General features: G+C 62.0%; 9 protein-coding genes. 5 read left to right on the top strand and 4 right to left on the bottom strand.

All coding sequences use genetic code 11. The features are described 5' to 3' along the window. The first annotated feature begins 31 nt into the window (after positions 1–31). From rpe to BR24_RS01130, 3 genes are all read left to right on the top strand, one after another. A complete protein-coding gene (rpe, locus tag BR24_RS01140; RefSeq protein WP_496539678.1) occupies positions 32–691 on the top strand; it encodes a ribulose-phosphate 3-epimerase in 660 nt (219 codons plus the stop codon). A gap of 6 nt (positions 692–697) precedes the next feature. Continuing rightward, positions 698–2,638, top strand: coding sequence for an ATP-binding cassette domain-containing protein (locus BR24_RS01135; protein WP_496539677.1), 1,941 nt, complete (start codon positions 698–700; stop codon positions 2,636–2,638). A 72-nt stretch (positions 2,639–2,710) separates the two neighbouring features. After that, positions 2,711–4,528: a PAS domain-containing hybrid sensor histidine kinase/response regulator family protein gene (locus BR24_RS01130; RefSeq protein WP_496539676.1), complete on the top strand. Its 1,818-nt coding sequence runs from the start codon at positions 2,711–2,713 to the stop codon at positions 4,526–4,528. Here BR24_RS01130 and BR24_RS01125 read toward each other — a convergent pair. From BR24_RS01125 to BR24_RS01110, 4 genes are read right to left on the bottom strand one after another with little or no spacing between them, the layout of a single operon-like run. Then, the gene (locus BR24_RS01125; RefSeq protein ID WP_496539675.1) at positions 4,474–5,091 is read right to left on the bottom strand and encodes an ABC-type transport auxiliary lipoprotein family protein; all 618 of its coding nucleotides are present in this window, start codon (positions 5,089–5,091) and stop codon (positions 4,474–4,476) included. The two genes, BR24_RS01130 and BR24_RS01125, sit on opposite strands and share 55 nt — an antisense overlap. Next, the gene (locus BR24_RS01120; RefSeq protein ID WP_496539674.1) at positions 5,088–6,230 is read right to left on the bottom strand and encodes an MlaD family protein; all 1,143 of its coding nucleotides are present in this window, start codon (positions 6,228–6,230) and stop codon (positions 5,088–5,090) included. Before BR24_RS01120 ends, BR24_RS01125 begins: the two co-directional genes overlap by 4 nt. Continuing rightward, on the bottom strand, positions 6,227–7,027 hold the full coding sequence (locus BR24_RS01115) for an ABC transporter ATP-binding protein (RefSeq protein WP_496539673.1): 801 nt from the start codon (positions 7,025–7,027) through the stop codon (positions 6,227–6,229). The genes BR24_RS01120 and BR24_RS01115 overlap by 4 nt, the downstream gene beginning before the upstream one ends. Before the next feature lie 2 nt (positions 7,028–7,029). After that, entirely contained in the window at positions 7,030–8,157 is a 1,128-nt protein-coding gene (locus tag BR24_RS01110; protein ID WP_496539672.1) for an MlaE family lipid ABC transporter permease subunit, read from the bottom strand. A gap of 149 nt (positions 8,158–8,306) precedes the next feature. Here BR24_RS01110 and BR24_RS01105 point away from each other — a divergent pair, with 149 nt between their 5' ends. Together BR24_RS01105 and BR24_RS01100 are read left to right on the top strand one after the other, a co-directional pair. Then, a complete protein-coding gene (locus tag BR24_RS01105; protein WP_496539671.1) occupies positions 8,307–8,801 on the top strand; it encodes an Lrp/AsnC family transcriptional regulator in 495 nt (164 codons plus the stop codon). A gap of 85 nt (positions 8,802–8,886) precedes the next feature. After that, positions 8,887–11,919 carry a proline dehydrogenase family protein gene (locus BR24_RS01100; protein ID WP_496539670.1) on the top strand — a complete coding sequence of 1,011 codons (3,033 nt, stop codon included), beginning with the start codon at positions 8,887–8,889 and terminating at the stop codon, positions 11,917–11,919. Positions 11,920–12,015: the final 96 nt, after the last annotated feature.

The following is a 12,015-nucleotide window of genomic DNA, read 5'->3' as shown; positions in this document are numbered from 1 at the left end:
TCTTACTCATTACAAGAAACGGAGAAGTGCAATGATTCTCTCCCCGTCCATGCTTTCCTCGGACTTCGCCAACATGCAGGCGGAACTTGAAGCCCTCGAAGCCGCCGGGCTCGAATGGGTCCACCTCGACGTGATGGACGGCAGCTTCGTGCCCAACATCACCTTCGGCCCGCCCATCATCAAGGCCATGCGCAAACGCTCCAACCTCTTTTTCGACTGCCACCTGATGATCGAGGATCCGGGCCGCTACATCGAAGAATTCGCCAGCGCCGGGGCCGACCTCATCTGCGTACACGCCGAGGCCTGCACCCATCTGGAACGCGTCTGCGCCCAGATTGTGGACGCCGGATGCAAGCCGGCCGTCTCGCTCAATCCGCACACTCCGCTGGAAGTCATCAAGTACCTTATCCCGCAGCTGCACATGGTGCTGCTCATGTCCGTAAACCCCGGCTTCGGCGGTCAGAAGTTCATCCCGTTCACCATGGACAAGCTTCGCGAACTCAAGGGAATGATCACCGCCCACGGCGCCGAGACGCTCATCCAGATCGACGGCGGCGTGACTCCGGACAACACCCCGGAACTGGTGGCGGCAGGCGCGGACGTCCTCGTCTCCGGCTCCGCGTTCTTCAAACATCCGCCCTACGACGAACGCCTCAAGACCTTCATGGACGCCGCGGCAAAGGCCGAGTAAGCGATCATGGCGCTGCTGAACGTCAAAGACGTCACCCTCAACTTCACCGGAACCACGCTGCTCGACAACGTGAGCTTCCTCGTGGAACCGGGCGAACGCGTCTGTCTCGTGGGCCGGAACGGCGAAGGCAAGTCGACGCTGCTCAAGATCGTCAGCGGCGACACCGCCGCCGATTCGGGCGACATCGCCCACTCGCAGGGCACCAAGGTGGCCATGCTGCCGCAGGAAGTGCCCGAAGGCGTAGAAGGCACTGTCTACCAGGTGGCCTGTCAGGGGCTGGGGAATCTGGGCAGGCATCTTGTCGCATACCACGAAGCCAGCCACCGCCTGCAAACCGGTGAAGGCGACGAGACCGAGCTCATCGCCGCCATGGAACGCGCCCAAGGGGCCATCGAAGCCGAATCCGGCTGGGAGGCGCACCGCACCGTGGAGACCGTTATCTCGCACCTCGACCTTGACGCGGACCAGCAGTTTCACACTCTCTCCGGCGGCAACCAGCGCCGCGCTCTGCTCGCCCGCGCGCTCGTGAGCGAGCCGGACCTGCTGGTGCTGGACGAGCCCACCAACCATCTGGACATCGAGGCCATCGTCTGGCTGGAGCAGTTCCTCAAACGCCGGGTCAAGACCATTCTTTTCGTGACCCACGACCGGGCCTTTCTGCGCAACCTCTCCACCCGCATCCTCGAACTCGACCGCGGGGTGCTCACCAGCTACGACTGTGGTTACGAGGCGTATCTCGAACGCAAGGAACACGACCTCGAATCCGAAGAACGGCAGCGCAAGAACTTCGACAAGAAGCTGGCGCAGGAAGAGGCGTGGATCAGGACAGGCATCAAGGCGCGCCGCACCCGCAACATGGGCCGCGTGCGTGAATTGCGCAAACTGCGGGAACAGCGCTCCCAGCGTCGCGAACGTCCCGGCAAGGCCGACATGCTCATGCAGGAGGCGTCGCGCACCGGCAAGCTGGTGACCGAGGCCCGGGACCTGTGCTTCGGCTACGACGAATCCCCCGTGGTCTCCGGCCTGAACACCGCCATCATGCGCGGGGACAAGGTCGGCGTCATCGGTCCCAACGGGGCGGGCAAGACCACCCTCTTGCGCCTGCTGCTGGGAAGACTCGAACCCCAGTCCGGTTCGGTGCGCCACGGCACCAACCTCGAAGTGATCTACTATGACCAGCACCGCGAGACGCTGGACATGAGCAAGACCGCCCGCGAGAACATCGCACAGGGAGCGGACTTCATCACCGTCGGCGAGCGGCGCGTCCACGTCATGGGCTGGCTCAAGCGTTTCCTGTTCACGCCGGACCGCGCACAGCTTCCGGTGCACGTCCTCTCCGGCGGCGAACGGAACCGCCTCCTGCTGGCGCGGCTGTTCACCCGCCCGTCCAACGTGCTGGTCATGGACGAACCCACCAACGACCTCGACGTGGAGACCCTAGCCCTGCTTGAGGAGATTCTGCTCGACTACTCCGGCACCCTGCTTCTGGTCAGCCACGACCGCGAATTCCTCAACAACGTCGCGACCTCCACGCTCGCGCTGGAAGGCGGTGGCCGCGTGAACGAATACGTGGGCGGTTACGACGACTGGCTGCGACAGCGTCCCTCCGAGCAGCCAGCCCCCGCCTCCTCCTGTCCTCCGAAAGAGGAAAAGCCCCGCAGGGAGAACACTCCCGTCCGCAAACCCAAACTCAGCTACAAGGACAAGTTTCGTCTGGAAAAGATGGCCGAGGACATCAAGGAGATGCCCGGACACATCGAAGAGCTGGAAAAAGGCATCGAAGCGTGTCAGGAAAAACTCGGCGATCCGGAACTGTACAAGTCTGCCGGCACCGAGGTCGCGAACCTGACCGAGCGGATGGAATCGCTCGAGGCGGAACTCGAGTCAGCCTTCGCCCGGTGGGAAAGCATGGAGGCGGAGCTGTCCGAGCACGGTCTGCTGGAATAATACTTGTGTGCAAGAGCAGTATTGGTATGCTTTGCGTTGTCCTAGACAGATAACCGAAGCTCCGGGAACACCATGCCGCACAAAACATCTTCCCCATACCGGGCCGCGCTCTTCATTGCGGGCGTTTACGCATTGGTCGGATGTCTCTGGATTCTTCTTTCCGACAGTTTGCTCGAGTGGCTGGTGCGTGACCCTGAACTGATCTACCGACTGCAGACCTTCAAGGGTTGGTTCTACGTCATCGTCACCGCCCTGCTCGTCTACTCCCTTGTACAGGGACACCTGAAAACTGTCAGAAGAGAACAGCGCAAGACCCTGCAGAACCACCGAGACCTCGAACTGACCATCACCGCATCCGGGTCCGGATACTGGAGATGGGAAGGTGCGGAAGGCCGCATGTTCTACAGTGAACAGGCCGGAGCGATACTCCGCATGTCTCCAGAAGAGATGCCTTCGCTCCCATCGGAGTGGAAGGATCGAATTCACCCTGACGACCGCAGTGAAGTGTTCAACCGCGCGTTCGAACACATCACCGGCAACTCGGACGCCTTCAGCGTGGAATGCCGTATGCTTGACGGAAACGGCGGCTGGATATGGGTGCTTGGAGCAGGCAGGGTGGTGTCCAGAAACGAAGAGGGCGCCCCCATTCGGGCCATGGGCATCATTCAGGACATCGCGGAACGAAAGTTCGCCGAGGAGCACGTCCATCAAGCCAGGCGGCAGGCCGAGCAGGCCAACCGCTCCAAGACCCACTTTCTCGCCAGCATCAGCCACGAGCTGCGCACCCCCCTCAACGGCGTGCTTGCCATGCTCCAGCTTCTGCACGGCTCCGAACTGGACGAAAAACACAAGGAGCAGGTGGAAGTCGCCTACGACTCGGGACAGTCGCTGCTCCGGATCATCAACAACCTGCTCAGTCTGACCAGCGCTGAGTCCGGCAACCTGAAGCTGCATGAAGAGCCCGTGAACATCCGCCGGATGATCGCCTCCATAACCCGCAGCATGCAGGTCCAGCTGCCGGACAGTGTCCGCATGAACGTAACCATCCCGGAGGACCTGCCCACGAAAGTCATCACGGACCTCGGCAAATTGGAACAGGTCCTGTTCAACCTCCTGGGTAACGCCATCAAATTCACCCATCACGGGCAGATCAGCGTCAGCGTCACGCGGCTGCACCATGTCCTGCACGGCAAGCGGCACTACCTCTTCATGGTGGAGGACACCGGCTCAGGCATACCGGAAGGCAAGCTGCCCAGAGTCTTCGACGCTTTCTATCAGGCCCGGAGCGGTCCCAACCCCAAGCGCCCCGGCGCAGGCCTCGGTCTCAGCATCATCAGCAGACTGGTGAACATGATGAACGGCAGCGTCTGCATCGACAGCGAGGAAGACCGCGGCACCACCGTGGCAGTTCTGCTGCCGCTTTCGGAGGATGTTCCCGACGAACAGACGCCGGAGCCGGAAGACGCCGATTCCCTGCGGGTGATGGTGACCGACGACGACCGCGTCAACCGCATCGCGGCCCTGCGTCTTTTGGAAAGCCTCGGACACAGCGCGGTGGCCTGTCAGGATGCGCGCGAAGCTATCGACACCTTGCACAGAGAACGGTTCGACTGCGTGCTCATGGACATAGAAATGCCGGAAATAAACGGCATGGACGCTACGAAAATGATTCGCCGAATGCGGGAGAGCGCCACCCCGACAGACGTGCCGGTCATCGCCATGACAGCACACGTCCTTGAAGAGGAGCGGCACAAATTCGCTCAGGCGGGCATGGACGGCTTCGTGGCCAAACCCATGGAGCTCGAACAGCTACGGGCCGCCCTGAACCGGCTGGATCAGGAGAGTGATCCGGAAAAAGCCGAAAGCAGATCCGACTCCAGCGCGGAATAAATATCGGTTGTCGCCGCGTTCATGGCCTTCACCAGCGCCTCCGGCGACTGCTCCGTCAGAGGAGTGCGTCGCAGATAGGTCTTGTTGAAGAGCACCCCGGTCCCGCCCCGTTCATCCACGAGAAAGAACTGCATCTCCACCACCGCCTCGGCATCCGCCTTGCTGAAGTCACCGTAAAGAGCCGTCACCACGCCCTCCAGTGAGGCGTCCGCAATGGCGGCGCTGTCCTGCGGCACAACGTCGACGAAATCGGCGTCACGCAGCCAGCCCGAAAGCTCCAGAGAAAGCATGAGCTCGGGCGAAGAGAAAAACTCGTTGTAGTAATCCGACTGCACTTCGCCGTTCTCCAGACGGTACACCAGCCCCTTCCCGCCGTAGACCGGCGTGATGCCGAGCCTGCCCAGCCGCAACAGCTTTCCGGTGTCCTCGTGCGACGGCGCGTCGCGCTGCACTTCAAGCACGAAGCTCCGCCGCTCAAGGGGACGGCTCTTGAGGTTGACGCAGGCCGCGGTGACGGAAACGGCGAGCAGCAGCGCCAGCAGGATGCATGAGGTCTTTTTCATCGGGATTCTCCGGGGGTGCGTTTTTCAGGGGGCGCGCCGAAAATGACGCCCGAGGGGTATTCCTTGGCTTCGCCGCTGATTTCCTTGAGATTCTCCATGAGTACGCGGGCATCGTCCAGAATGGAGCGAATGTTGCCCTGCTGCCCGGCGCTGATGGCGTTGAGGCGGTTGAGCACGGCGTGGAGCTTGGTTATGGAAACCTTCACTTCTGCCGAGGCCTCGCTGATGTTGCGCAGCGCCTTGCCGAACTCTTCCATGTTGTCGGCCATGTCCGGATTGCTCAGGAAGCGGTCCAGAGAACTCGAAGCGCTCCGGAACGCCTTCATGGCCCTCCTCGCGTCGCCGAGCGCGGCCACGGCGTCGTCCCCACCCTTCTCCACGATCTCGCGCAGCCCGGCCATGGCGTGGGCACCGTCGGGGATGATCGTCTCGGCCTCGGGCGCGGCCAGCAGTTCGTTCAGGCGCCTGAGAGTCTTCTCCGTCTGCACCAGATTGGCCCGGATCAGCTTGCCGATGGCCTTGCCGTCGTCGGTCTTCACGAACTTGCCGACGGCCTCCACTATGTCGCGGATCTTGGAGATGATGGTCTCCACGTCCTCCTTGGAGAGGCCCTTCACGAAGTTGCTCACGTTGTCCACCGCCGCTTCCAGCCGGTTCATTGTGCTGGAAACAGAGGGGATATAGACGTTCTCCGGCTGCCAGTCGATGAGCAGGGGCGGGTTCTCCTTGGGCGGAACGTAGTCGATGTTCAGGTACAGCTGGCCCGTAAGCCCGATGGTACTCGGCTTGATGCGCAGGCCGCGCTTCACGTCGTCGCGGATTTTCTTCGCATAGCTGTTGGCGTTTTCCGCACCGAGCCTGTCGAGGTCAAGCTCGCACTCCACGAGCACGTAGCGGTACTCGTCGGTATACCGGTTATGGACAAAGCCGATCTCCGAGACGGACCCGACCTTCACGCCCTTGAGCTTGACCGGAGAGCCGATGTCCAGCCCGTTCACGGACTCCTTGATGTACGTCTCCACGGTCATGGTCTTCTTGAAATAATGTCCGGCACCGAGGATCACCACCATGGCCACCAGCAGCAGCGTGCCGAGGATGACGAAGGTCCCGAGCTTGAGATAGTCCTGTTTGCGGATCATGCATCCTCCTCGACCGGAACGCGACAGGCCTCGCGCTCCGCCGACTGGGGCGGTTGCCTGTTGAAGAAGCGTCCCACCACTTCATTGCCGGGACGGTCGCGGAGCAGGCGAGGGTCCCCCTCCGCCACGAGCCCCTTGCTGGTCCTGTCGAGCATTATCACGCGGTCCGCGATGCTGTAGATGCTGGCCAGCTCGTGGGAAACGATGACGAACGTAATGCCGAGGTTGCGCGAAAGCCCCCGGATCAGTTCGTCCAGTTCGGCCGAGGTAACGGGATCGAGCCCGGCGCTCGGCTCGTCAAGAAAAAGGATGCCCGGATCAAGGGCCATGGCGCGGGCGATGGCCGCGCGCTTCTGCATCCCGCCGGAGAGGGTGGACGGCTGATTGTAGGCGAACTGCTCCAGCCCCACCATGGCGAGCTTGGCCATGGCCACCATCTCGCGCGCCTGCCTCGGCAGGTCCGTGAACTCCTCGAGCGGCAGCATTACGTTCTGCATCAGCGACATGGACCCGAACAGCGCGCCCATCTGATACATGACGCCGAAATCGCGCATGATGTCCTGCCGCTGCGTTTCATCGGCGGCGGCCATATCCCTGCCGTGAATGAGGATGCTCCCCTCTGCGGGCTCGTACAGGCCGATCATGTGCTTGAGCACCGTACTCTTGCCGCACCCCGAACCGCCCAGAATCACGAAGACCTCACCGGCGCGCACGTTGAAACTCACATTGCGCACGACCACGAAGTCGTCATAGGCGCATGTGAGGTTCCGAACCTGTATGACATGAGAATCGTGCATGATCACAGTCCAAGGTAGTAGTAGACCACGGCAAAGATGCCGTCGGCAAAAGCGATGAGGATAATGGCGGAAACCACGGCGCTCGTTGTGGAGTCACCCACCGAGCTGGCTCCCGAACGGGTCTGCAGGCCGCGCAGGCATCCCACGCCAGCCACGAGCACGCTGAACACGAAGGCCTTGACCATGCCTCCGAGGAAATCCGCGTACTGAAGATTCTGGAAAACTCGCGAGGTGAAGGTCACGCTCGGATATCCCAGCGAAAGCATGACGAGCAGCCCGCCCAGCAGGCTGGCAAAGTTGAAGAAAAGCGTCATGAGCGGCACCATGGTCACCGAGGCGATGAGCTTGGGCGAGACCAGAAAGCGCGCCGGGGAAAGCCCCATGGTTTTCAGGGCGTCCACTTCCTCGTTGACCTTCATGGTCCCGATCTCGGCGGCGAACGCCGATCCGGACCGCGCGGCCAGCAGGATGCACGTCACCAGCGGCCCCATCTCGCGGAACATCACCAGCCCCAGCATGTTGGGCACGAATATCTCGCCGCCGAAGCGCTGCAGGGTTACGGCAGACTGGAAGGAAAGGATCAGCCCCATAAGGAAACCGATGAGCAGGATGATGGGCATGCTGTCAACGCCGACCCGCACGCAGGAGAGCAGAATGTCCTTCCAGCGCAGCGTCCCCGGACGCCGCAGGCTGAGGTAGAAGATGTAGATCATCTCCCCGGCGAAACTCAGGGACTGGAGCAGGTCGTTCACCCCGATCGAGGCTTTGGCCCCGACCATTTCGCGCAGCCCCCTGCGCTCGTCCTCTCGCCCTTCCCACTTCGGACGCTTGCAGGCCCAGGTCATCTCAAGCACGCGAAGCAGCTCTTCGCGCAGGCCGCGCACCCGCACCAACGCGCCGCGCTCCTGCGCGATGTCGCGCATCATGACCATGAGCGCGGCACCGGAGCCGTCGAGATAATCCACGGCGGCGCAGTCGAGGACCACCTCCTGCTGGCTTCCGGCCACGGCGCGCGAGGCGCTCTCCCAAAGCGCTCCCACGGAACTGCCGTCAAGGCGACCGAAGAGCTCCACAACGGCCTCGTCGCCGGAAATCCGGCTCCGGATTTCCGCGCCACCGGGAAGGTTCATACCGCCTTTTTCGACCATGCCCACCATTTACGTTTGAAAGATTCCACCATTTCGCAACCATACCTCAGCGCACGACGATTGGCAAAACCTGTTTGCCGCGCGGCCTCCATGCTTGACAGGACTTGGACAGAAGAATATTCTTTATTATTATGAGTGAGAGAACTATCGACGAACTTGACAGAGTAATCCTGAACATACTTCAGGAGAACGGCAGAATTTCCAATGCCGAGATCGCCAGACAGGTCGGCAAGGCCCCCTCGGCGGTGCTGGAGCGCGTTCGCAAGCTCGAACGCAAGGGCTTCATCACCGGATACGAGGCGATAGTGGACCAGAGCAAGGTGGGTCGCAAGCTCACCGCGTTCACGATGGTCTTCACCGACGAGCCGGCGGGCAGCTTCGAGACCGGACGGGAACTGGCAAAGATTCCCGAAGTGCTTGAAGTGCACTATACCGCCGGACAGGCACCCTACCTCGTCAAGGTCCGCGTGGAAAGCACGGAGGACCTGCAGCGCATCCTCGCAAGGTTCGGCGCCATCCCCACTGTCAGGGATACCAACTCCACCATAGTGCTGACAACCGTCAAGGAATCGAGAGGGATTCCCGTCGCGCCGGAAACGGCCTCGGACGGGGACGAACCGCACTAGGCGGTCCGAAGGCGGCCTCCCCCGCGCTTTTCGCGGCCCCGAAAGGGGGCGTGGGGGACGGCCGAAACGCATCAAGGAGAGGAACATGAGCATCGACATCAAGGACATCGATCCGAAAATCGTAGCCCGGGGCAGGGAGTTCTTCCAGTCCATCTCGGGCGAGGCGCCCTCCATCTTCAACAAGGGCTGGTGGACCGGCAAGGTCATGGACTGGTCCATGAAGAACGAGGACTTCAAGGTCCAGATGTTCCGCTTTGTGGACGTGCTGCCCTATCTCAACACCTCGGAATCCCTTTCGAGGCACATCGAAGAATATTTCGCGGGCGATGACTCCAACATCCCCGACGTGCTCAAGTGGGGCGCCAGCAAAACGAAGATCGGCGGCGGCCTCGTCGCCAAGGTGCTCAACAAGACCATCCGCTCCAACATCGAGGGCATGGCCCGCCAGTTCATCATCGGGCAGGAAGGCAAGGAGGCGGTCAAGGGCATCAAGAAGCTGCGCAAGGACGGCTTCACCTTCGTGCTCGATCTGCTGGGCGAGGCCACGGTTTCCGAGGAAGAGGCCGTGGACTACATGAACGGCTACCTCGATGTGCTCGACGCCATCCAGAAGGAATACGGCAAGTGGAGCGCGCTGGACTCCGACAACGACATGGACTGGGGCCACGCGCCCAAGGTCAATGTGTCGGTCAAACCTTCCGCCTTCTACTCCCAGTCCAAGCCGGTGGACGTGGAAGGCACCGTGCAGGGCATGATGAAGAACATCGAGCCCGTCTACAAAAAGGTCATGGAGATGGACGGGTTCCTGTGCATCGACATGGAACAGCTCAAGTACAAGGAAGCCACCATCGAGCTGTACAAACGCCTTCGCACCAAATATCGCGACTACCCGCATCTGGGCATCGTCTTCCAGACCTACCTGACCTGCACCGAGGACGACGTCCGCGAATTCCTCGACTGGGCGCGCGAAGAGGACGTCCCGGTCTCCATCCGACTGGTCAAGGGCGCATACTGGGACTACGAAACCGTGCTCGCCAAGCAGAACGACTGGCCGGTGCCCGTGTGGACGCACAAGCCCGAGTCCGACATCTGCTTCGAGAAGGTCTCCAGAATGATTCTGGAAAACCACGACATTTGCCATTACGCGTGCGCTTCCCACAACATCCGCTCCATTTCGGCCGTCATGGAGATGGCTCAGGCCATCGGCGTTCCCGAAGAGAAGTACGAATTCCAGGTGCTCTACGGCATGGCGGAGCCGGTACGCAAGGGGCTCAAGAACGTGGCAAAGCGCGTGCGCCTCTACTGCCCGTATGGTGAGCTGATCCCCGGCATGGCCTACCTCGTGCGCCGTCTGCTAGAAAACACCGCCAACGAATCCTTCCTCAAGCAGACCTTCGCTGACGAAGCCGACATGGACCGCCTGCTGGAGAACCCGGAAGAGACCCTGCGCCGCCAGATGGTTGAGAGGCAGTGCACCGCGCCCCCCCGTCAGGGCGTACAGGGGCTGGAAGGCGAACTCCCGCCCTTCAACAACTATCCGCCCACTGACTTCACCATCCCGTCCCAGCGCGCTGCGTTCCCCGAGGAAATGAAGCGCTGGCGGGAGGAGACCGGCAGGCAGTATCCGCTTTTCATCAACGGCAAAGAAATCACCACAGACGACACCCTCGACTCGTACAACCCCGCGAAGCCCTCCGAGATCATCGGCACCATCTGTCAGGCAGGCACCGACGAGATCGATCAGGCCATGGACGGCGCCAAACAGGCGTATCTGTCATGGCGTGACGTTGATCCCAAAAAGCGCGCCCAGTACCTTCTGGACGCCGCCGAATGGTGCCGCAAGAACGTCTGGCGGCTCTCCGCGCTGCAGGTGCTCGAAGTGGGCAAGCAGTGGGATCAGGCGCAGGCCGACGTGGGCGAGGCCATCGACTTCATGGAATACTACGCCCGCGAGATGATCCGCCTCGGCGACCCGCGCCGCATGGGCAACGCGCCTGGCGAATACAGCCGCTACTTCTATCAGGGCAAGGGTGTGGCCGCGGTCATCGCGCCGTGGAACTTCCCCTTCGCCATCTCCGTGGGCATGGTCTCCGCGGCCATCGTCTCCGGCTGCCCGGTGCTCTACAAGCCTTCCGGGCTGTCCTCGGTCATCGGCTGGCAGCTCGCGGAAATGTGGCGCGAGGTCGGTCTGCCGGACGGCGTGTTCAACTACACTCCCGGCCGCGGCTCGGTCATCGGCGACTACATCGTCGAACACCCGGACATCGCGCTCATCGCGTTCACCGGCTCCATGGAAGTGGGCCTGCGGATTCAGGAAAAGGCCGCCGTCAAGCAGCCCGGCCAGCAGCAGTGCAAGCGGGTCATCGCCGAGATGGGCGGCAAGAACGGCATCATCATCGACGACGACGCCGACCTCGACGAAGCCGTGCTCGGCGTCCTGTACTCGGCATTCGGGTTCCAGGGACAGAAATGTTCCGCCTGCTCGCGGGTCATCGTCCTCGACTCCATTTACGACCGCTTCGTACACCGGCTGCGCGAGGCCGCCGAGTCCGTCAAGCTCGGCCCGGCCGAGGAGCCCGGCAACTACATGGGTCCCGTGGTGGACAAGGGCGCCCAGCAGAACGTGCTCAACTACGCGAAGATCGCCGCCGAGGAAGGCAGCGTGCTCGTGCAGCGCGAGGCCGACGAGAAATATCGCGCAGACGGCGGCTGCTACGTGCCGCTGACCATCGTGGAAGACATCACCCCCGAGCACCGCATCGCGCAGGAAGAGGTCTTCGGGCCGGTACTCTCCGTCATGCGGGTCAAGGACTTCGATCAGGCGCTCGAATGGGCCAACTCCACGCAGTTCGCCCTGACCGGCGCGATCTACTCCAGAAGCCCCAACAACCTCGAGCGCGGCGCACGCGAATTCCGCGTGGGCAACCTGTACCTCAACAAGCCCTCGGTGGGCGCGCTGGTGGAGCGTCACGCCTTCGGCGGCTTCAAGATGTCCGGCGTGGGCTCCAAATCCGGCGGCCCCGACTACCTGCTCCAGTTCATGGACCCGCGCATCGTGTGTGAAAACACCATGCGCCGCGGCTTTGCTCCCATCAGCGAAGACGACGACTGGATCTAACTTACGGCGTTTCCGGGCCATTCACGGCCCGACCTACTCTCCGCGGACCGGGGTCGGCATCACGCCGCCCCGGTCCGTCGACTTTCGCCCCTAGCC

The sequence above is a fragment of the Pseudodesulfovibrio halophilus DSM 5663 genome, from assembly GCF_059568665.1.
Note: the sequence above shows the minus strand (reverse complement) of the source record. Positions and strands in the feature narration are given on the sequence as shown.

Coding starts and splice junctions, on each gene's coding strand:
- rpe (WP_496539678.1), top strand. CDS start 32: ATGATTCTCTCCCCGTCCATGCTTTCCTCGGACTTCGCCAACATGCAG.
- BR24_RS01135 (WP_496539677.1), top strand. CDS start 698: ATGGCGCTGCTGAACGTCAAAGACGTCACCCTCAACTTCACCGGAACC.
- BR24_RS01130 (WP_496539676.1), top strand. CDS start 2,711: ATGCCGCACAAAACATCTTCCCCATACCGGGCCGCGCTCTTCATTGCG.
- BR24_RS01125 (WP_496539675.1), bottom strand. CDS start 5,091: ATGAAAAAGACCTCATGCATCCTGCTGGCGCTGCTGCTCGCCGTTTCC.
- BR24_RS01120 (WP_496539674.1), bottom strand. CDS start 6,230: ATGATCCGCAAACAGGACTATCTCAAGCTCGGGACCTTCGTCATCCTC.
- BR24_RS01115 (WP_496539673.1), bottom strand. CDS start 7,027: ATGCACGATTCTCATGTCATACAGGTTCGGAACCTCACATGCGCCTAT.
- BR24_RS01110 (WP_496539672.1), bottom strand. CDS start 8,157: ATGAACCTTCCCGGTGGCGCGGAAATCCGGAGCCGGATTTCCGGCGAC.
- BR24_RS01105 (WP_496539671.1), top strand. CDS start 8,307: ATGAGTGAGAGAACTATCGACGAACTTGACAGAGTAATCCTGAACATA.
- BR24_RS01100 (WP_496539670.1), top strand. CDS start 8,887: ATGAGCATCGACATCAAGGACATCGATCCGAAAATCGTAGCCCGGGGC.